The organism is Streptomyces sp. NPDC044003 (assembly GCF_056435185.1).
In genome coordinates, this window is the sequence record NZ_JBWKFA010000009.1 from 242,556 (window position 1) to 262,617 (window position 20,062).

Sequence of the window (20,062 nt, forward strand, 5' to 3'; positions counted from 1 at the left end):
TGCGCTGTGGAGGACAGCGCACTGTCGGTGGCATCACCCCCCGGTTCAGCCCAGCCCGGAGGTCGCGTACGCCTCGATGGCATCTCGCTGGTACGCGGCGAGGCCCGGTGCGATCGCCTCGTACGCCGCGCGCCACTGCTCGTTCTCCACGCAGGAGCGCCCGAGGGCGCGGAACTCCTCGACGGAGACGGAGCCGGCCCGCAGTTCCGTCAGGGCCCGGTACTGGGCCTGCGTCTCGGCCTGTACGGGCTCGGCGTCGGCCGGCAGGCCGGCGGCCATCAGCTCGGCGAGCCGCACCATCTGCGCCGTGCGCTCGCGCTGCCCGGCCTCGATGTCCTGCGGGGTCATGGCGGTGACCCGGCGGGCGACCGCCTCGGTGTGCTCGGGGAAGTCGCGCAGGCTCTCCTCGTACTGAGCCGCCTGGACGCCTTCGAAGAGGTTCTCGGGTCGGTTGATCGCGGTCATGGATGTGCCGTCCTTCCTGGACTGCTCCAGTTCGCCGATCGTGCGGGAGACGGTGGCGGCCAGGGCGTCGAGCCGGTCCCGCTCCGCGAGCAGCCGCCGGTGGTGGCCGCGCAGGGCCTCCACCTCGTCGACCTGCTCGGCGAGGATCCGGCCGATCTCGGGCAGTCCCACGCCCAGCGCCCGCAGGACGAGGATCTGCTGCAACTGCAGGAGCTGCTGCTCCCCGTAGTGGCGGTGGCCGCTGGCGCCGATCCGGGCCGGCGGCAGCAGGCCGATCTCGTCGTAGTGCCGCAGGGTCCGGGCGGTCACGCCCGACATCCGGGCGACCTCCGCGATGGGCCAGTCCATTGCCGCCTCCCGCACGAGTGCGTCACGGGCCGGTCTTTCCGGCCCTGGTCAGGACGGTAGAAGCTGCCGCAACGGTAACTTCAACCCTCCGATCCGGGCCGTCACCGGCCCGCCCCCGCGACGAGTTCCTCCGCCACGCGCGTGCGTGCGTACAGCACGGCCCGCCCGGCCCGGTGGGCCGAGACGAGACCGGCCGCGCGCAGGGCGCCGAGGTGCTGGGACACCCCACCGGGAGTGAGGCCCGTGCGCCCGGCCAGTTCGGTCGTCGACGCCGGTGCGGTGAGCTCCGCGAGCAGCTGCGCGCGCGACCGGCCGAGGACCCCGGAGAGGGCCCGGGAGGCGGATTCGGGCGGGGCTTCCCACAGGGTGCCGATGCCGCGCGGGGGATAGCGCAGGGCCGGCTGGTACAGGGGGTCCGTCGTCGAGAAGACCCGGGGCCAGACGAACGCCGACGGCACGAGGAGCAGCCCACGCCCGTCCAGCCTGCGCACGCCGTGGACGAAGCGGTGCTGGACGCTCAAGGTGCCCGAGTCCCAGGCGAGTCGAGGTTCGAGGTCCGCGAAGAGGGTCCGCGTCCCGCCCTCGGCGAAGCGGCGGGCCCGGTACTGGATGTCGGCCTCCAGATGCGTCTGGATCCGCGGCCAGTACGGGGCCATCGCGAGCTCCCAGAAGGCGGCGATGACATCGGCGAGCCGCCCGAGCCCGCGCTCCGGATCGGCCCGCAGCGCGTCGACGCCGGGCTGCGCCTCGGGCGCGGAGGCCCGGATCCGCTCGGGCGGGGTGGCGCGCAGCGCGGCCAGCTCCACGGCGAGCGACGGGCCGGACGTGCTGGGCGGCGGACAGAGGAAACCGGGGATGGAAGGCGCGGGCACCGGCACCAGCGAGGTCAGCGGCGTCAGATCGAGCCGCGCCGCCGCGATCCGGGCGCGTACCTGCGCGGCCCAGCGGCGGTGCAGGGCCTGCTCGTCGGCCCCCAGGAGCACCCGGGCGCCGGCCACGACCTCCCAGAGCGGTGAGATGGCGAAGCGGGTGCGCGCGACGTCCTCGGCCGAGAACTCGATCTCCAGCACGGGTGCCCCTCCTGGCGGGCCGGCGTTCCTTGGATTCATGTGAGGCTAAAACATTGGCCCCTGGCTGGGACGACCGGCCACCGTATCGGGCATGCCCACCTTCCTCGCCGCCTCGCGGCGCATGCGGTCTCCCCTGCGCTCGCATCGTCCCCTCGACGTCCGGTCCCCGTGGCGCACGGGGGACTTCCGCGTCCTGTTCTCCGCCTCCGTCCTGAGCGCTCTCGGGACGAACGTCTCGTACGTCGCCGTCCCGCTGATCGCCGTGCTCGCACTGGAATCCGGGCCCGGCCAGGTCGGCCTGCTCGGCTTCCTCAGTACGGCGGCGTTCCTGCTCATCGGCCTTCCCGCGGGCGCGTGGGTCGACCGGATGCGGCACCGCACGGTCCTGATCGCGGCGGACCTGGTGCGCGCGGCGCTCCTCGCGTGGATCCCGGTGGCCTGGTGGTGCGACCTCCTGACCTTCGGCGGTCTGTGCGCGGTGGTGTTCCTGACCGGGGTGGCCACGGTGCTCTTCGACGTGGCCGGACAGAGCGCGCTGCCCCGGCTCGTCGAGCCCGCCGCCCTGATCCCGGCGAACTCGGCCCTGGTGACTCTGATGGCCACGGGCAACGTGGCGGGGCGGGGAGCGGGCGGCGCGCTGGTGCAGCTCCTGGGCGCACCGCTCGCCGTGGTGTGCTCGGCGGCGGCCCATCTCGGGTCGGGGCTCCGGCTGATGAGGCTGGCACGCGAGACCGCGCCCGGCACCCCCGTCGCCCAGGCCGCCGGCCCGGGGCCGAACCTCCGTGCCCAGATCGCCGAGGGACTGCGCCATGTCCTGCGCCACGCGGAACTGCGCGCCCTCGCGCTCACCGGCACGGTGGGGAACCTCGGATCGGTCATGGTGACCACGATGCTCCCCTTGGTGTTCACCCGTGACCTCGGTCTGTCGGCGGGCGCGCTCGGTCTGTTCTGGGCGGTCGGAGGCGCCGGGATGTTCCTCGGTGCGCGCTGCGCCCGTCCGCTCGCCGACCGGTTCGGACACGGCAGGGGGCTGGTCCTGACCCACCTGTGCCTGGCTCCGGCGGGCCTTCTGGTGCCCCTGATGGACCGGGGCGGGTGGCTGTGGGTGGCCGGCGCCGGATGGTTCGCGTCCTCCGTACGGACGGGGACGGTCAACGTCCTGGGCGTGAGCCTCCGCCAGCGTCTGACCCCGGCCGGCCTGCTCGGCCGCATGAACGCCACCTTCCGGTTCCTCCTCACCGGGGCGATGGCCCTCGCCGCCGCGCTCGCCGGTGCCATCGGCGCGCACTACTCGCCGCGCGCGGCCCTCTGGGCGGGTGGAGCCCTCCTCTGCCTGAGCTTCCTTCCCACGCTCCTCTCTCCGCTGCGCGGGCGCCGTGACCTCCCGGTCGAGGAAAAGCCCTGCGGGAGCGCTCCCAAGGTGGCAGGCTGCACCGGGTGACGACCGCACCGCACATCCGCCCGTACCGGCCCTCGGACCGCGCCGCGCTCGGCGACATCTGCGTCAGGACGGCGCACGAGGGCGGGGACGCGTCGCTCCCGTACCCGGACCCCGAGCTGCTGCCGGCGATCTTCGCCTACCCGTACGTGGACCTCGAACCCGACTTCGCCTTCGTCCTGGACGACGGTGCCGGCGGCGCCGTCGGCTACGTCCTGGGCGCACCGGACACGGCCGCGTTCGCCGGACGGTTCCGCGCCGAGTGGCTGCCGGAGGTGACGGACCGGTACCCGCCCGTCGCGGGAGCGGCCCGCACTCCGGCCGAGGAGATGACCGGACTGCTGCACACGCCGGAACGGATGGTCCGCGAGGAACTCACCGGCTTCCCCGCGCACCTCCACATCGACCTGCTGCCCGCATGGCAGGGCCGGGGGTACGGCCGCGCCCTGATGTCGACCCTCCTGGAAGCCCTGCGCCGGCACGGCGTCCCGGCCGTGCACCTCTGCATGGCGCGGGCGAACACCCCGGCCCGGGCGTTCTACGACCGTCTCGGCTTCCGGCTGCTGTCCGTGGACGACCCCGGCCCCGTCTGGTACCTGGGCAGGCCGACGACGGCCCCGTGAGCGGGGTCGGCCGTGCCGCTCGACGCGGCCCGCTGGGGCACGTCGAGAAAGCCGGAAAAAAGATCCGGCGATGATGTCGAGAACCCGTGGGCTGCTCCGTCCCCGGTGTGAGAGCGACCAGAATGGGCCGCATCAGCACCGAGGAGAACATCATGGCCAAGTACCTGCTCCTGAAGCACTACCGGGGCGCCCCGGTCGTGGACGACTGCGTGCCCATGGACCACTGGACGCCCCAGGAGATCTCGGACCACATGCAGTACATGCACGACTTCGCCGCCCGGCTGGAGAAGACCGGAGAGTTCGTCGACGCCCAGGGGCTCGCCCCCGAGGGAGTGTGGGTCCGGTACGACGGAGAGGGCCGCCCGCCCGTCACCGACGGCCCGTTCGCCGAGACCAAGGACCTCATCGCCGGCTGGATGGTGATCGACGTCGACAGCTACGAGCGCGCTCTGGAGCTCGCCGGGGAGCTTTCGGCCGCCCCCGGGGCCGGCGGGAAGCCGATTCACGAGTGGCTCGAACTGCGCCCGTTCATGGCGGCGCCGCCCACCATCACGGAGTGACCACGTCCATGGACGAGGCCCTGCTCCGCAGCCTCACACCGAGTGTCCTCGCCGTCCTCGTCCGCCGCGGAGCCGACTTCGCGGCGGCCGAGGACGCCGTCCAGGACGCACTGGTGGAGGCGGTCCGCGTCTGGCCGGACGACCCTCCCCGCGACGCGAAGGGCTGGCTGGTCACCGTCGCCTGGCGCAAGTTCCTGGACGCGACCCGGGCGGACACCGCCCGGCGCCGGCGCGAGGACCTCGTCGACGAGGAGCCGGCGCCGGGGCCCGCGCCCGCGGCGGACGACACGCTCCGGCTCTACTTCCTGTGCGCCCACCCGTCCCTGACGCCCTCGTCCGCGGTCGCGCTCACGCTGCGCGCCGTGGGCGGGCTGACGACCCGCCAGATCGCCCAGGCCTACCTGGTACCCGAGGCGACGATGGCGCAGCGCATCAGCCGGGCCAAGCGCACGGTCTCCGGTGTTCGTCTCGACCGGCCCGGCGACGTCGCCACCGTGCTGCGCGTCCTCTACCTGGTCTTCAACGAGGGCTACTCCGGTGACGTCGACCTCTCCGCCGAGGCCATCCGGCTCACCCGCCAGCTCGCGGCGGCGATCGACCACCCCGAGGTGGCGGGGCTCCTCGCCCTGATGCTGCTCCACCATGCCCGCCGCGCCGCCCGGACCGCGCCCGACGGCAGCCTCGTGCCGCTCGCCGAGCAGGACCGCGGCCGGTGGGACACGGGGGCGATCGCCGAGGGCGTCGAGATCCTGCAGGCGGCGCTCGCCCGAGACCGCCTCGGCGAGTTCCAGGCGCAGGCCGCCATCGCGGCGCTCCACGCCGACGCGCCCACGGCGGAGGAGACCGACTGGGTGCAGATCGTCGAGTGGTACGACGAGCTCACCCGCCTGACCGACAGCCCGGTCGTCCGGCTCAACCGCGCGGTCGCCGTCGGCGAGGCCGACGGACCGCGCGCCGGCCTGGCGGCGCTGGCGGAGCTGGACGCCTCCCTGCCCCGGTACGCGGCCGTGGCGGCGTACCTCCACGAACGCGCCGGCGATCGGACGACGGCGGCGCGGCTGTACGCGGAGGCGGCGAAGAAGGCGACCGACCTTCTGGAACGCGACCATCTGACGCGTCAGGCCGCCCGCCTCAACACCCACTTGCGTCGCTGACGTCCCGTCCGTCGCGGAGTCCGCCTCGAACGTGCCCATTTCACGGAGGAGTTCGCGACAGGGCGTGTGCGACGTGGAGGCGATGCGGAGGGCTTATTAAGAAACCTTGTTGAAGAACCCCTTACCCCTGGTTCGCACTTGATTTGCTCCTGCCAACTCGCACAGGGTTTCCCTCGAACGTTTGACGCCCCACACGTCAACACGAGGAGAGACCCTTTTCATGGCAACTCACAAGCGATCCCGCGGACTTCGCAACGCGGCCATAGCCGCAGGAGTAGCAGGCGCCGCCACCGCGGCGCTGCTCGCGGGCAATCTCGCCGGCGCGGCCGCCCCGGCCGAGGGCACCGTGCACGGACTCGGTGCCCCGGGTGCCGTCGCCGGCAGCTTCGTCGTCATCCTCGACGCATCCGCGAACAAGGCGGACCTCGCGAAGAAGTACGGCGGCACGCTCCAGCGCTCCTACGGCTCCGAGGTCAACGGCTTCTCGGCATCGGGCCTGACCGTCGAGGAGGCCAAGCGGCTCGCCGCCGACCCCGCCGTCGAGACGGTCGTGCAGAACAAGCGCTTCAGCATCAACGAGACGCAGGAGAAGCCCCCGTCCTGGGGCCTGGACCGCATCGACCAGGCGGAGACGGCAGGCGACGACAAGTACACCTATCCGGACGGCGGGGGCGAGGGCGTCACCGCGTACGTCATCGACACCGGCGTACGGATCACCCACCAGGACTTCGGCGGCCGGGCCACCCACGGCTTCGACGCGGTGGACAACGACGACACGGCCGACGACGGCAACGGCCACGGCACCCACGTCGCGGGCACCATCGCCGGTACCTCCCACGGCGTGGCCAAGAAGGCGAAGATCGTCGCCGTGCGGGTGCTCGACGACAACGGGTCCGGCACCACCGAGCAGGTCGTGGCGGGCATCGACTGGGTGACGAAGAACCACTCCGGTCCGTCCGTCGCGAACATGAGCCTCGGCGGCGGCGCCGACGAGGCGCTCGACGCCGCGGTCCAGCGCGCCATCGCCTCCGGCGTGACCTTCGCGGTCGCGGCCGGCAACGAGTCCTCCGACGCCGGCCAGGGCTCCCCGTCCCGGGTGGCCGAAGCCCTCACCGTCGCGTCCAGCACCAAGGACGACGAGCAGTCGGACTTCTCGAACTTCGGTGCGGTGGTCGACCTGTACGCCCCCGGCTCGGACATCACCTCGGCCTGGAACGACAGTGACACCGGCGTCAAGACGATCTCCGGGACGTCCATGGCCACGCCGCATGTGACGGGTGCCGCAGCGCTCTATCTGGCGGCCCACCCGTCGGCGACACCCGCGGACACGGCCGCCGCGCTGACCGGGGCGGCGACACCGGACGCCATCAAGAACCCCTCGGCCGGCACGGCGAACAAGCTCCTGAAGGTCACTCCGTAACCGCACCGCACCTCGGACGGCCCTCCACCACCGTGGGGGGCCGTTCCCCATTCCGTACGGGGTCGGAGTCAGTCCGCGGTCGACAACCACCGTCGGCCTACTGTCGCCGGGAACCGGCCGTGGCGAGAATCTGTCCCTGTGGAGGAAGGCCGGTCGGCCTCGCCAAGGTCCCGCCACGGCGCCGAGGGGGTACGGGGATGAGCGCATGGGTGGTCCCGGGCTACACGGAGTCCCGGGAGCTGGGCGCGGGCGGCAGCGGACGGGTGGCGCTGGCCACCCACGACGCGACCGGCGTGCCGGTGGCCGTGAAGTACCTGAGCGAAAGGCTCCGTTCCGACGAGTCCTTCGTCCGCGGATTCCGCTCCGAGGCCCGGCTCCTCGGCACCCTCGACACCCCGCACGTCGTGGGGCTCTACGAGTACGTCGAGTCGCCGCAGGGCGCGGCCATCGTCATGGAGCTGGTGGACGGCGTCGCGCTGCGCGCCCTGCTCGCCCGGGAAGGCGCGACCGGCCCCGAGGCCGCGCTCGCCGTCCTCAAGGGCTCGCTCCTCGGCCTCGCCGCCGCCCACCGGGCAGGCGTCGTCCATCGCGACTACAAGCCCGAGAACGTCCTCGTCGCCGCCGACGGGTCCTCCAAGCTCGTCGACTTCGGGATCGCGGCCGGACGGGACAGCAGCCCCGGCATCGCCGGGACGCCCGCCTACATGGCACCCGAGCAGTGGAACGGCGCACCCGCCTCGCCCGCGGCCGACGTCTACGCGGCGACCGCGACCTTCTTCGAGTGCCTGACCGGACGCAAGCCCTTCGCGGGGGACAACTTCGCCGAACTCGCCCTCCAGCACCTGGAGGCACCCGTACCCGACGGACAGGCCCCGGAGCCGCTGCGCCCGCTGATCCGCCGGGGCCTCGCCAAGGCCCCGAACGAACGGCCGGAGAACGCCGAGGCGTTCGTCAGCGAACTGGAGTCGGTGGCCACGGCCGCGTACGGACCGGACTGGGAGGAGCGGGGCCGGGGCCGACTGGCGGCCCTCGCGGCACTCCTGCCGCTGCTCTTCCCCTCCGCCGGAGGTACGGCCCAGGGCACGACGGCGCTCGCCACGACGACCCTGCCGACGCCCCCCGCCCGGGGCCTCCGCCGGTGGCTCCCGCACGGGCTGCCCGCGGGCGCCGCCGCCCTGGTCCTGGCGCTGCTGCTCGCGCTCGCCGCGCGGGCCGGGGGAGCGGAGTCGGACGGCGACGAGGCCGCGCAGGCCTTCGCGACGACGAACACGTCACCGAGCCCGAGCCCGAGTACGTCTCCGACGACCGAGGAGCCCTCCGCCGCGCCGGAAACCCCCACGACATCACCGCCGGCGACCTCGACACCACCACCCACCCCCTCATCCACCACCACGGATCCGACGCCCCCGCCCACGACGCCGCCGACGACTCCCCCCACCACCCCGCCCACGACCCCACCCACGACTCCGCCCACCACCCCACCGACGACGCCCCCGACGCAGCCGCCGGTCTCCGTCACGTCCGTCTCCGTCACGAGCCTGCGCCAGACCGGGCCGACGACGGCCGAGGCCACCGTCGAGATCACGACGGACGGAACGGGCCCGGTGACACTCCTCGTCGAGTGGTCCACCAGCGACGAGAAGGACGTGCCGGGCACGCCGGACGGCTCCGAGACCATCCGGCGCGAAGGCGCGGACCGTTACACCCTGACGCTCCCGCACGTGGTCCGGGGCAGCGGCTGCTACTGGGGCGTGCGCGCGACGACGGACCCGGGCGCCGCGAACGGCGGCTCCCTCCAGCAGATCTTCATCAGGCGGTGTGTGATCACGTGAACGACGACGACTACAGCGCCACCGAACTGGGCAGCCACTGGTTCCAGGGCCCGACACCGGACCCGACGCCCGACCGCGTGGAGGGCGAAGTCCTCCGCTTCGGCCCCGGGGTGACCGCGGCCGCCGCCCGACGCGCCCAGAACACGCCCACGGCGGCTCAGATCTGGCACGGCACCCTGCCCGGCACCCCACCACCGCGCCGACCCCGTTCCCGCTGGCCCCTCCGGTACGTGCCGGCGGCCGTGATCCTCCTTGCCGTCCTGGCACTGCTCGCGTGGCGCGAGTACGGCCCCCGGGTCTCGGTACGGGACATCACGGTCACCGCCCCGGAAGGGACGCTCGGCTGCGACGGCACGGCGAACGTGCTGGGCGTCGTACGCACCGACGGCCGCCCGGGCACCCTCACGTACCACTGGGAACGCAGCGACGGCACCCGCTCCGCACCCCTGCGCGAGACCGTGCCCCGAGGCCGGAAGGAGGCCCGACTCCACCTCCTGTGGACCTTCGAGGGCCGAGGCACCCACCACGCCGTGGCACGCCTGGTGATCACGTCCCCCACGGCCCGTACGGCGGAGGGCGCCTTCACGTACCGCTGCGAGTGAGCCCCAGGGGGCGACACGACAGGGCTCGTTCCCTCGCTCCGCCTTCCTCGTCCGGCTCCACCCGGTACAGCCGGGCCCGGGGGGCGCGGCTCACGGCGTCCGTCAGCCGGCCGTCCGTGAAGAGCGCGCCGACGCCGTCCTCCACCGCCCAGCCGGCGGACAGCGCACCGGTTGCCACAGCCGCCCGATAGGAAGCGCGTCGGCCCGGCTCGCTGTCGTAGTGGGGGCACACCGAGCCGGGCAGCAGGCCAAGACCGTCGGAGAGATGAGTGAGCGGCCCGAAGGAGTCGGTGTGCGAGCCGTCGGCCCAGCAGTTGGCGCCGGCGCTGATCCCGCACAGCAGGGTCCCCCGGTCGTAGGCCTCGCGCAGCAGACGGTCCACGCCGTGCACCCGCCACACCGCGAGCAGGTTCGCGGTGTTGCCCCCGCCCACGTACACGACGTCCTGGGAGAGCAGGAAGGTCCGCAGGGCGTCGTCATCGAGTGCGCGCCGGAACAGGGGGAGGACGCCGGGTTCACAGTTGCGCGACCGGTAGGCCGCCAGAAACTGCTCTACGTAGCCGGGGGCGTCACCACTGGCCGTGGGAACGAAGCAGACCTTCGGCCGGGCGGCGCGCGCCTGACCGAGCACCCAGTCGTCGAGGAGCCCGTCGCCGTCGGTGGAGAAGCCACCCCCGAGGAGCGCCAGCCGACGCCGGCCGCTGGAGTGCTGGTTCATGAGGTGACGATCCGTTTCATCAGCGTCTCGGGCAGCGCCGGGTTCTCGGCGGCCGCCCGGGCGAGCGTCTCGTCGGGGCCGTCGATCAGCGACTGCAGGACCGACACCGGGAGAGCCGGGTGAGCGGCCGCGTACTGCTGGACATCCGGGGACTCGGCCGCCAGGCAGAGCAGGAGGGCCTCGGGAGGTGCGGACGGGTGGCGGGCGATGTCCCGCAGGACGCGACGGCCGGTCGTCGGGTGCGCCGCCACGTGGTGCAGCACGGCGGCGGGGCAGCCGGGTCGGCCGACGACGGCGCTGAAGACGGGCGGCCCGTGGCGTTCCACCAGTTCGGCGAGTTGGCCGGGGGCGAGTTCCGGGTGGGCCGCGATCCGCCGGGCGACCCCGGGGTCCGGGTCGGCGACGAGCTGTTCGACGAGGGCGGACGGCAGCGCGGCGCGGTCGGCGACCAGGGCTCTGACCTGCGCCACACGACTCGCGGCGAGGGTGCGGAGCTCGGTCTCCGTGGCGGATTCGACGCGCGGGGCCGGTTCGTCCGGCAGCCGTTCGTGCGCGGCGACGGCGACCAGGAGGTCGAGCGGGACGGCCGGATTCTCGGCGATGGCCCGCCGGACCTCCGGATCCGGGTCGGTGGCGAGCGTACGCAGAAGGGCTTCGGGTACGGCGGGGTTGGCGGCGACCGCGGCGCGGACGTCTGCGGCGGGGTGTTCGGCGAGCCGGTCGACGAAACCGGTCGGGAGGTCGGTGCGGGCCGCGAACGTCGTGACCGTCCGGACCTCGGGCGCGTCCAGGAACGCGGCGAGTCCCGCCGTCGGCACGGCCGGATGAGCGGCTGCCGCGAGTCGGACGCGTCGGACGCCGGGCGCGTGGTCGAGGCAGGCCGTTTCGCGCCGGTGGCACGCGCCGCAGCGGGTCGGGGCCGGGTGGCCACCGTCGGCGAGAAGGGCGGCGAGCACCGCGGCGGGCGCGTGCTCGTTGCCGGCGACTGCCTCTCGTACGACCGTGCTGGGGTGGCGGGCGAGACGGGGGAGCAGTTCCGGCGGGAGGCGGGGGTTTCCGGCGGCGTCCGCCACGACCCTGGGATCCGCGTCATGGGCGAGGGCGGCGACGACCTCGCTCGGCGCGTCGAACTCGTAGGCGACCTCCTGCCGCACCCCGGCATCGGGATCGGTGGCCGCTTCCCACCAGAGGGCCACAGGAGCCACTCCGCCGAGTACCGCGTCCACGGCCCGTCCGGGATGGCTTGCGGGAATCCGGGACCACGGCACCCGCCCGCTCCGTATCAGACAGCTGGTGAGTGCCGGGTCGCCGGCGGCGAGCAGTGCGTCGATCTGAGGGGCGGTGAGCTGCTCGCGGGTGGCCAGGGCGTACAGGACGTCCTCGTCACCGGTCGCCGCCAGCAGGGCGAACAGGTCGGCGGGCAGAGCCGGGTTCTCGGCCAGCCCCAGCAGCAGTGCGTCGTGCATACGATCCTCCCCGTCGGAGGCGATGGAACAGCACGCGAGCCCGCTGAGTCCACCTCATATCGCGGACGTGCGAGGCCCCGTGATGTTCGTGCGGGCCGGGAGCGACCGCTCGGCGCACAGCAGGATCGCCGCGCCGGTCAGGACGAGGAGGGCGAGCACCGTCCACAGGTGCCACGGTCCCGTGTCGAGCAGGAACCCCAGGAGCATGGGCGCGACAGTGCGGCAGACCGATCAGGACAGCTGGTAGACCGACAGGTAGCGGCCCCGCAGGTGGTCGGGGGCGGCCTGGACGGAGAGGCTCTGTGCGGGGGCGGAGTGGATGAGTTCGCCGGCGGTGTAGAGCGCGGCGACCGCCAGGACGACGACCAGGGCGTCCGCGCCGTGGACCAGCCGGGGGAGGGCGGCGAAGGCGGCGAACGAGAGCGCGAAGGTGACCGCGCCGAGGGCGGCCGTACGGGTGCGCCGGCCGCGCGAGGTCAGGCGGGCGGCGGGCACGCCGAGTGCGGCGACCAGAACGGTGTTGACCGCGAAGACCGCCCCCGCCAGGGCGTCCGGCAGGGCGACGTCGCGGGTGAGGAAGACGGGCAGGGCCATGGCCTGGGTGGTGTAGCCGAAGGCGATGAGGAAGTTGGCGGTCGTCAGGAGGAGATAGGGGCGGTCGGCGAGCACCTGGCGGTAACCGCCCTGCTTTTCACGGTGTTTGGCGGTGCTGCGGACCTGGGGGATCCGGGCGACCAGTACGCTCGTCATCGGCCGGCTCTTCCGGCTCACCCACACCCTCGACCAGCAGCTGCGCCCGCCCTTCGCCGAAGCGGGCCTGGGGAGCGGGGACTTCGACCTGCTCGCCGCGCTCCGACGGACCGGCGAGCCCTACGCCCTCTCCGCGGGCGAGCTCAGCCGCACCGTCCTCGTCACCACCGGCGCCATCACCAAGCGCGTCGACCGGCTCGAAGCCCGCGGTCTGGTCGCCAGGACCGTCGACGAGGCCGATTCGCGCGGGCGCCTCATCACCCTCACCCCCGAGGGCGTCGCTCTGACCGACGAACTCATCGCCGTCCACCTGGCCAACCAGCGCCGACTCCTCGCCGGGCTCGGCGGGGACGAACAGGAGCAACTCGCGGACCTCTTGGCGCGGCTCACCGTCACACAGCCGACGAACGAGGAGTGAGTGCAGCCGGCCGGAGCGTCGTCGGCGATGCGGTGGCCCACCCCGGTGGTCGTCGTGATGACCCCGCGTTAAATCGTTGGTGCGCGGGCTGCGGGGCCTTGTACGTTGGCTTCGCGACCGCGCCTCCCGATGCGCCCGGCTGCGGCTACTTCCTTCCGAAAACAAAGTGACGCCGCCGCCTCTTCTGATCTCGGCAGGCGCGGGCGTGTTCGCCCCGCCGGGCATGGTGCCCGGGGGCCTCGCCCCGCCGGACGTCGTGCCCGGGGCCGTCCGACCCTTTGAATCCGGGGAGATTCACTGCCTCGTCACACCCCACGTGTCTCCAAGATGTGGTCCGACATGCTCGTCGCCCCACACATCCTGGCGGCCGCCCGCGCCATGCCCGCGTCCCCACCACGGATCCACCACCCGCCCGTCGGGCCGGGGTTCCGCACCTACCCGGGCGGTCCGGCCTTCGTCCGGGAGCCCCGCGACGAGCTGTTCCTCCTCGCCGTCGGCAACTTCGTCTCCCAAGGGACGTTCTACGAGAGCGGCGAGGACCGGGACGCGCGGTACGTCCGACTCGTCGGTGAACTCGCCGTCGAGGACCCCGCATGGACGGCCGGCCTGCTGCGCTGGCTGCGCGGCGAGGGCAACATGCGCACGGCGTCCCTGGTGGGCGCCGCCGCGTACGTGCGGGCCCGGCTCAAGGCCGGAGCGACCGAAGGCCCGTCCAACCGGTCCGTGATCGACTCCGTGCTCCAGCGCGCCGACGAGCCCGGCGAGCTGCTCGCCCACTGGATCTCGGCGTACGGGCGGAACATGCCGCAGCCCGTGAAGCGGGGCATCGCCGACGGCGTACGCCGGCTGTACACGTCCCGGTCCCTGCTCAAGTACGACACCGCGTCCAAGGCCTTCCGCTTCGGCGACGTGCTCAACCTCGTGCACGCCACCCCCGACCCGGACAAGCCCTGGCAGGGCGCGCTCTTCCGGTACGCGCTGGATCGCCGCCACCACCCCGAGCGGGCGGTTCCGCCGGCGTCCGACCCGCTGCTGACCGCCCATCGGGCGCTCCTGGAGACGGCGGCGGACGAGCGGCGGCCGCTGGTGACCGGGCCGGGCGGCCCCGAGCGGCTCGCCGCGGCGGGCATGACGTGGGAGGCCGTGGCGGGCTGGCTCCACGGGCCGATGGACGCCGCCGTCTGGGAGGCCCTGATCCCCACGATGGGACCGATGGCCCTCCTCCGGAACCTGCGGAACTTCGACGAGGCCGGAGTCTCGGACGAGGTCGCGGCCCGGGTCGCCGGACGCCTCTCGGACGCCGAAGAGGTCGCCCGGTCCCGCCAGTTCCCCTTCCGCTACCTGGCCGCCCATCAGCACGCGCCGTCGCCGCGCTGGGCGGCCCCGCTGGAATCGGCACTCGGCCACTCCCTGGCCAACGTACCGGCCCTGCCCGGCCGGACCCTGATCCTCGTGGACCGGTCCGACTCCATGTTCTGGGACACCGTCTCCGAGCGGTCCAAGCTGACCCGTGCCGACGCGGCCGCCGTGTTCGGCACCGCGCTGGCCATGCGCGCCGAGCAGGCGGACCTGGTGGAGTTCGGCTGGGGCAGCGCAGCAGTGCCGTACACGACGGGCGAGCCGGTCCTCGAGGTGCTGAAGCGCTTCCGCAGCATGGGCGGCACCTACACCGCGAACGCGGTACGGAAGCACTACCGGGGCCACGACCGGATCCTGATCGTCACCGACGAACAGACCGCCCCGTACCAGCCTGCCGTGCCGGCCGATACGGTCCCGGCCGACATCCCCGTCTACACCTGGAACCTGGCGGGATACCAGCCCGCCCACGGCCCCACGGGCCCCCACCGGCACACCTTCGGCGGCCTCACGGACGCCGCGTTCCGCATGGTCGGGCTCATCGAGGCGGGCCGCGAGGCCACGTGGCCATGGGGAGAGGCCAGCACCTGAGCTGCGCCGGTCCCTTGGCCCTGGGGAGAGGTCAGCTCCTGAGCTGCGCCGGTCCCTTGGCCCTGGGGAGAGGTCAGCACGTGGGCCACGTCGGCCACTTGGCCATGGGGAGGGGGCAGCACGTGAGCCGCGTCGGCCTCATGTGCCGTTGACGCGGGTGAACGTGCCCAGGCCCTCGTGGTTCAGGTATTCGACGGTGAACGACTTTCCGTCCGGGGTGAAGGTGACCCCGGTGAGGCCCACGGCGTTCTCGCCGGCCGTCGGGAAGCTGAACGTATTGCCGTCGTAGTGCGTGAGCCGGTACGACTGCGGCTTCGGCCCCAGTTGGAGCGTCAGGGTGCCGTCCGTGGCGACGACGACCTTCGCGCGGCCGTAGTAGGAGTTCCCGAACGTGCCCGCGTACGTCTCGGCGGCCTGCGCGGGCGTGGCGCCGGACGGCGGGTGGGCGTAGTCGGTCTTCGACCGGAGGGCGTCCGTCTGCTGCTGGTACACCGCGTCCACGAGGGGGATCCAGTCACGGCTGACCTTGCCCGTCTGCGCGATGTCGAAGAAGTCGAGCGCGACCGCGTCGGCGACGCCGACCGGTGAGGCGTTGGTCAGGACGACGATGCCGAGCTGCTCGCCGGGCAGCATCGTCACGTTGGTGTGTGCGCCCAGCTCGAACCCTCCGGTGTGCGAGAGCCTGAGCCGGCCCTCGTCGTCGTAACTCACGTTCCAGCCCAGGCCGTAGAAGCCGGTCCGGCCGGCCGGGGCGTGCGGCGGGCTCGAGACCGACTCGGGCCAGTGGGTGCGCTCCAGGGCCTCGGCGTCGATGATCTGCTGACCATCGAGCTTGCCGTTGGCGAGTTGAAGCTTCAGCCACGTGGTCATGTCACGGGCGCTGGAGCTGACTCCGCCGGCGGGGGACTGGGCGTCCGGATTCCGCACGTACTCGGCCTTCCAGGCGCCGTCGACCTTGGCGTGGCCCCAGGCCCGGTCGGTGGCCTTCGCGAAGTCGTCGAAGCGAGAACTGGTGGAGTTCATGCCGGCCGGCTTGTAGAGCGTGTCGTCGGAGAGCTTCTCCCAGGACACACCCTTCTCGTTGGCGACCGCCTGAGCGGCGGCCGTGAGGCCGAAGTTGGTGTACGCGTAGCTGGCACGGAAGGGGGTGAGGGGCTCGTACCGCAGATGAGACAGGATGTACGAGCGGTCGTAGCCCAGGTCTTCGAGCAGGTCACCCGAGTGGTCAGGGAGGCCGCTGCGGTGCGCGAACAGGTCGGCGGCCGTCACGTGGGAGGTGACCCACGGATCCTTCAGCGCGAAGCCCGGCACGTTCGGGGCGACCGGCTCGGCCCAGCCGTCGACGCCAATGGCTCCGGCCATCACGGTGGAGGCGACCGGTTTCGACACGGAGGCCAGCTGGAACACGGTGTCGGCGTCGATGGCGGCACTCTCGCCGACCTTCCGTATGCCGTACCCCTTCAGGTGGATCACCTTGCCGTCGTGGACGACGCCGACGGCGACGCCCGGCACGCCGGTGCGTTGCATGGCGTCCTTGACGACTCCGTCGAGCTGGTCGACGGCGCGCTGCACATCGGCGTCGTCGAGCTGGGGCGGGGGTTGCGGGGGAGGCGGCGTAGGGCTGGGGGCTGCGGCGCCTATAAGCGCCGCCGCCAGTCCTGCCGCGGCAAGCCATCGAACGGTGCTCATATCTCCATTCAAAGTCCTCCCCCGACGTCTGTCGCGCGCTGCCCGGCCCCTGGGGCGGCGTGCTTGCCGATCAGCGGCGGTGTTCCTAGCGTCGGAACATGACTCCGACCTCTGACGGGCCCCGCCGCACCGTGACCGTCGCCGTCGCCCAGGCGGCGGCCCCGCTCTTCGACACCCCGGCCGCGGTGGCCCGGGCCGAGGAACTCGTCCGCGAGGCAGCCGCCCGGGGCGCCGAAGTCGTCGTCCTCCCCGAGGCGTTCATCGGCGGCTACCCCAAGGGACTGGACTTCGGCATCACGGTCGGCAGCCGCAGCCCCGCGGGCCGTGACCTCTTCCGCCGCTACCACGCCGCCGCCGTCGAGATCCCCGGCCCGGAGACCGAGACGCTCGCCGCCGTCACCCGGGAACTCGGCTGCCACGCCGTGATCGGCGCGGTCGAACGCCAGGGCGGCACCCTGTACTGCGTCGCGCTCTTCTTCGGCCCCGACGGCTACCTCGGCCTTCACCGCAAGCTCATGCCCACCGCCGCCGAGCGCTTCCTGTGGGGCCAGGGAGACGGTTCCACCCTGCCCGTCGTCGACACGGGCACCGGCCGCATCGGCGCGGCCATCTGCTGGGAGAACTACATGCCGCTCCTGCGCACCACGATGTATGCCAAAGGCGTCGACCTGTGGTGCGCGCCGACCGTCGACGACCGCGACGCCTGGCAGGCCACCATGCGGCACATCGCCCTGGAGGGCCGCTGCTTCGTCCTCGCCGCCTGCCAGTACCTGCGCCGCGACGGACTGCCGGACGACCTCCACCCCGTCCAGGGCGACGAGCCCGACACCGTACTGATCGGCGGCGGCTCGGTCATCGTCTCCCCGCTGGGCGAGGTCCTCGCCGGGCCGCTGCGCGACGGCGAGGGCATCCTGACCGCCGAGCTCGACCTCGACGAGCTCGCGCGCGCCCGCTTCGACCTCGACACCACCGGCCACTACGCCCGCCCCGACGTCTTCACCCTCCACGTCGACGAGACTGCCCGCACCACCGTGACCAGCGGGTAATGGGTGGGATGCGCCCGACCGCCGTCGAGATCGCCCCGTGGCCGGCGGTAGACTCGGCGACCGTGGCGGATACCCAGTACGAAGACTTGTTGAAGACGGTGCTCACCTCGGGAACGGCCAAGGCCGACCGGACGGGCACAGGCACCCGGAGCATCTTCGGGCACCAGCTCCGCTACGATCTCTCGCAGGGATTCCCGCTGGTCACCACCAAGAAGGTGCACCTCAAGTCCATCGTGTACGAGCTGCTGTGGTTCCTCCGCGGCGACTCGAACGTCGGCTGGCTCCAGGAGAACGGCGTCTCCATCTGGGACGAGTGGGCCGACGACAAGGGCGAGCTCGGGCCCGTCTACGGCGTGCAGTGGCGCTCCTGGCCCACGCCCGACGGCCGGCACATCGACCAGATCAGCCAGGTCCTCGACACGCTGCGCAGCGACCCGGACTCCCGGCGCATGATCGTGTCCGCGTGGAACGTCGCCGAACTCGACCGGATGGCGCTGGCCCCCTGCCACGCCTTCTTCCAGTTCTACGTCGCCGACGGCAAGCTCTCCTGCCAGCTGTACCAGCGCAGCGCGGACCTGTTCCTCGGCGTGCCGTTCAACATCGCCAGCTACGCCCTGCTCACCCACATGGTGGCGCAGCAGACGGGCCTGGAGCCGGGCGACTTCATCTGGACCGGCGGCGACTGCCACATCTACGACAACCACGTGGAGCAGGTGACCGAGCAGCTCGGCCGCACGCCGTACGAGTTCCCCGAGCTGAAGCTGCACAAGGCCGACTCGCTGTTCGACTACGCGTACTCCGACGTCGAGATCGTGGGCTACCAGCACCACCCGGCGATCAAGGCTCCGGTCGCCGTATGAGCAGCACGAGCAGGACGAGTAGGACGAGTACGGGTGTGAACATCGGTCTCATCTGGGCGCAGACCCCGGACGGCGTGATCGGCGCCGACAACACGATCCCGTGGCGGCTTCCCGAGGACATGGCGCACTTCAAGGCGACCACCCTGGGCCATCCCGTGATCATGGGACGCAAGACCTGGGACTCGCTGCCCGCCCGTTTCCGTCCCCTGGTGGGCCGGCGGAACATCGTCGTGACCCGGGACGCGCAGTGGGCGGCCGAGGGCGCGGAGCGCGCCGGATCCATCGAAGCGGCCCTCGCCCTGGCAGCGGGGTCGCCGGAGCCGGCCGACGAGGCCGTCGCCTGGGTCATGGGAGGTGGCGAGATCTACCGCGCCGCCCTGCCCCACGCCCGGACACTCTCGGTGACGGAGGTGGACACCGCGATCGACGGCGACACGTACGCCCCGACCGTCGAGGCCGACTGGCAGGTCGCGGAGGACACCGACTGGCAGGACTCCACGACCGGCCTGCGCTACCGCATCCGCCGGTACACCCGGCCGTAGCCGTAGCCGTAGCCGTAGCCGTAGCCGTAGCCGTAGACGTGGCCGTGGCCGTGGCCGTGGCCGTAGCCGGTAGCCGGTAGCCCGTAACCGGCCGGCCGCGTCCGTCAGCGCGCCTCGCGCCTTCCCAGGACGTACGTCGCGGTCAGCGCGACCGCCCGGTCCTCGTCCTGGGACAGCTCTGTCAGCGCCCGCGACGCGGCGTCTCCCGGGATGTCCGCGAGGGCCTGCGCAAGGCGCCGACGCTCGGACGCCTGCGTCGCGCCGTGGGCCAGGCGCTCGACCAGCAGGCCGGTGATCCGGTCCGCGAGCGCGGGACGGCGCGCGAGCCCGCCCAGCGCGTCGGCCGCGTCGACGTCGTTCGCCTCCTCGGCGATCATGTCGACGAGCGTGGGGACCGCGTCGGCCACGCCGCGTGTCCCCAGCTCCAGGGCGGCGTACCTCCGCACCCCGACGTCGGGGTCCGCGAGGGACTCCCGCAGCAGGCCGGTCGCCTCGTCGCCCGGGATCTCGGCGACGGACTGGACGGCGCGCCTCCGGACCTCGGCCACCGGTGAGCCGAGGCCGCGGGCGAGGAGCGGCAGCCCGCCCTCGCCCGAGCGGGCGAGGGCCCAGCGGAGGGCTCCCGCGACGACCGGGTCCGCCTCGCTCAGCGCCGCCTCGACCAGCGCTTCCACCGGCACCGGGGCCTCCTCCGTCGAGGACAGGGCGGCGCGCTGGCGCGTCCCCGGGCTCTTCGAGCCCAGCGCCTGGAGCAGGGCGACGACCTGGAGGACGTCCTGCCAGCCCGCGGGCTCCGCGGAACCGATCCGGCGCAGCCGTGTGAGCAGCTCCGTCTCGGCCGCGATGCGCTCGCGCGTCTGGCGGATCAGGTCGTCGACGAGCTCCGAGGGCGCGAAGCCGGGTTCGTCGAGCGCGCGCCCGACCTCGCGCAGCGAAAGCCCCAGGGACCGCAGGCTCTCGATGTGGAAGATGCGCCGGATGTCCGCCTCCGAGTACTCCCGGTAGCCGCCGCTCGTACGGCCCGTCGGCCGTACCAGGCCGAGCGCCTCGTAATGCCTGAGCATGCGGGCACTGACCCCGGAGTGCTTCGCCACATCACCGATCAACACCGACG

At 72.9% G+C, this 20,062-nt stretch carries 20 protein-coding genes; 12 read left to right on the plus strand and 8 right to left on the minus strand.

What is annotated here, in order from left to right; translation table 11 throughout:
* Nucleotides 1-45: 45 nt before the first annotated feature.
* The gene (locus tag AC07AW_RS31285; protein WP_478818826.1) at nucleotides 46-813 is read right to left on the minus strand and encodes a MerR family transcriptional regulator; all 768 of its coding nucleotides are present in this window, start codon (nucleotides 811-813) and stop codon (nucleotides 46-48) included.
* A 101-nt stretch (nucleotides 814-914) separates the two neighbouring features.
* Nucleotides 915-1,883: an ArsR/SmtB family transcription factor gene (locus tag AC07AW_RS31290; protein WP_478818827.1), complete on the minus strand. Its 969-nt coding sequence runs from the start codon at nucleotides 1,881-1,883 to the stop codon at nucleotides 915-917.
* Nucleotides 1,884-1,974: 91 nt separating this feature from the next.
* On the opposite strand from AC07AW_RS31290, the gene AC07AW_RS31295 reads away from it, so the two are divergent.
* From AC07AW_RS31295 to AC07AW_RS31325, 7 genes are all read left to right on the plus strand, one after another.
* Nucleotides 1,975-3,324, plus strand: coding sequence for an MFS transporter (locus AC07AW_RS31295; RefSeq protein WP_478818828.1), 1,350 nt, complete (start codon nucleotides 1,975-1,977; stop codon nucleotides 3,322-3,324).
* Nucleotides 3,321-3,944, plus strand: a complete 624-nt coding sequence (locus AC07AW_RS31300; RefSeq protein ID WP_478818829.1) for a GNAT family N-acetyltransferase — start codon at nucleotides 3,321-3,323, stop codon at nucleotides 3,942-3,944. The genes AC07AW_RS31295 and AC07AW_RS31300 overlap by 4 nt, the downstream gene beginning before the upstream one ends.
* Nucleotides 3,945-4,096: 152 nt before the next feature.
* Nucleotides 4,097-4,504, plus strand: a complete 408-nt coding sequence (locus AC07AW_RS31305) for a YciI family protein (RefSeq protein WP_478818933.1) — start codon at nucleotides 4,097-4,099, stop codon at nucleotides 4,502-4,504.
* Nucleotides 4,505-4,512: 8 nt separating this feature from the next.
* Nucleotides 4,513-5,658: an RNA polymerase sigma factor gene (locus AC07AW_RS31310; RefSeq protein WP_478818934.1), complete on the plus strand. Its 1,146-nt coding sequence runs from the start codon at nucleotides 4,513-4,515 to the stop codon at nucleotides 5,656-5,658.
* Nucleotides 5,659-5,878: 220 nt separating this feature from the next.
* Nucleotides 5,879-7,078, plus strand: coding sequence for a S8 family peptidase (locus AC07AW_RS31315; protein WP_478818830.1), 1,200 nt, complete (start codon nucleotides 5,879-5,881; stop codon nucleotides 7,076-7,078).
* A 197-nt stretch (nucleotides 7,079-7,275) separates the two neighbouring features.
* Nucleotides 7,276-8,910, plus strand: a complete 1,635-nt coding sequence (locus tag AC07AW_RS31320) for a serine/threonine-protein kinase (RefSeq protein ID WP_478818831.1) — start codon at nucleotides 7,276-7,278, stop codon at nucleotides 8,908-8,910.
* Nucleotides 8,907-9,512 carry a hypothetical protein gene (locus tag AC07AW_RS31325; protein ID WP_478818832.1) on the plus strand — a complete coding sequence of 202 codons (606 nt, stop codon included), beginning with the start codon at nucleotides 8,907-8,909 and terminating at the stop codon, nucleotides 9,510-9,512. The genes AC07AW_RS31320 and AC07AW_RS31325 overlap by 4 nt, the downstream gene beginning before the upstream one ends.
* Here the strand turns inward: AC07AW_RS31325 and AC07AW_RS31330 are convergent.
* From AC07AW_RS31330 to AC07AW_RS31345, 4 genes are read right to left on the minus strand one after another with little or no spacing between them, the layout of a single operon-like run.
* The gene (locus tag AC07AW_RS31330) at nucleotides 9,493-10,230 is read right to left on the minus strand and encodes a Type 1 glutamine amidotransferase-like domain-containing protein (protein WP_478818833.1); all 738 of its coding nucleotides are present in this window, start codon (nucleotides 10,228-10,230) and stop codon (nucleotides 9,493-9,495) included. The genes AC07AW_RS31325 and AC07AW_RS31330 overlap by 20 nt on opposite strands.
* On the minus strand, nucleotides 10,227-11,696 hold the full coding sequence (locus AC07AW_RS31335) for a hypothetical protein (RefSeq protein ID WP_478818834.1): 1,470 nt from the start codon (nucleotides 11,694-11,696) through the stop codon (nucleotides 10,227-10,229). The genes AC07AW_RS31330 and AC07AW_RS31335 overlap by 4 nt, the downstream gene beginning before the upstream one ends.
* A 54-nt stretch (nucleotides 11,697-11,750) precedes the next feature.
* The gene (locus AC07AW_RS31340; RefSeq protein WP_478818835.1) at nucleotides 11,751-11,903 is read right to left on the minus strand and encodes a hypothetical protein; all 153 of its coding nucleotides are present in this window, start codon (nucleotides 11,901-11,903) and stop codon (nucleotides 11,751-11,753) included.
* 24 nt (nucleotides 11,904-11,927) lie between these two features.
* Entirely contained in the window at nucleotides 11,928-12,446 is a 519-nt protein-coding gene (locus AC07AW_RS31345) for an MFS transporter (protein ID WP_478818836.1), read from the minus strand.
* Between AC07AW_RS31345 and AC07AW_RS31350 the strand changes: the two genes are divergently transcribed.
* Nucleotides 12,403-12,864 carry a MarR family winged helix-turn-helix transcriptional regulator gene (locus tag AC07AW_RS31350; protein ID WP_478818837.1) on the plus strand — a complete coding sequence of 154 codons (462 nt, stop codon included), beginning with the start codon at nucleotides 12,403-12,405 and terminating at the stop codon, nucleotides 12,862-12,864. The genes AC07AW_RS31345 and AC07AW_RS31350 overlap by 44 nt on opposite strands.
* 339 nt (nucleotides 12,865-13,203) lie before the next feature.
* Nucleotides 13,204-14,811, plus strand: coding sequence for a TROVE domain-containing protein (locus tag AC07AW_RS31355; RefSeq protein WP_478818838.1), 1,608 nt, complete (start codon nucleotides 13,204-13,206; stop codon nucleotides 14,809-14,811).
* Nucleotides 14,812-14,949: 138 nt separating this feature from the next.
* Here AC07AW_RS31355 and AC07AW_RS31360 read toward each other — a convergent pair whose 3' ends face one another.
* On the minus strand, nucleotides 14,950-16,500 hold the full coding sequence (locus tag AC07AW_RS31360; RefSeq protein ID WP_478818839.1) for a serine hydrolase: 1,551 nt from the start codon (nucleotides 16,498-16,500) through the stop codon (nucleotides 14,950-14,952).
* Between the two features lie 98 nt (nucleotides 16,501-16,598).
* On the opposite strand from AC07AW_RS31360, the gene AC07AW_RS31365 reads away from it, so the two are divergent.
* The 3 genes from AC07AW_RS31365 (at nucleotide 16,599) to AC07AW_RS31375 (ending at nucleotide 18,948) form a co-directional block, all read left to right on the plus strand.
* Nucleotides 16,599-17,546 (plus strand): nitrilase-related carbon-nitrogen hydrolase, encoded by a 948-nt coding sequence (locus tag AC07AW_RS31365; protein WP_478818840.1) that lies wholly within the window; start codon nucleotides 16,599-16,601, stop codon nucleotides 17,544-17,546.
* 62 nt (nucleotides 17,547-17,608) lie between these two features.
* Complete coding sequence (locus AC07AW_RS31370; protein WP_478818841.1) at nucleotides 17,609-18,406, plus strand: thymidylate synthase; 798 nt, start codon at nucleotides 17,609-17,611, stop codon at nucleotides 18,404-18,406.
* 35 nt (nucleotides 18,407-18,441) lie between these two features.
* Nucleotides 18,442-18,948, plus strand: coding sequence for a dihydrofolate reductase (locus AC07AW_RS31375; RefSeq protein WP_478818842.1), 507 nt, complete (start codon nucleotides 18,442-18,444; stop codon nucleotides 18,946-18,948).
* Between the two features lie 104 nt (nucleotides 18,949-19,052).
* On the opposite strand, the gene AC07AW_RS31380 is transcribed toward AC07AW_RS31375, so the two are convergent.
* Nucleotides 19,053-20,057: a HEAT repeat domain-containing protein gene (locus tag AC07AW_RS31380; RefSeq protein ID WP_478818843.1), complete on the minus strand. Its 1,005-nt coding sequence runs from the start codon at nucleotides 20,055-20,057 to the stop codon at nucleotides 19,053-19,055.
* Nucleotides 20,058-20,062 lie beyond the last annotated feature (5 nt).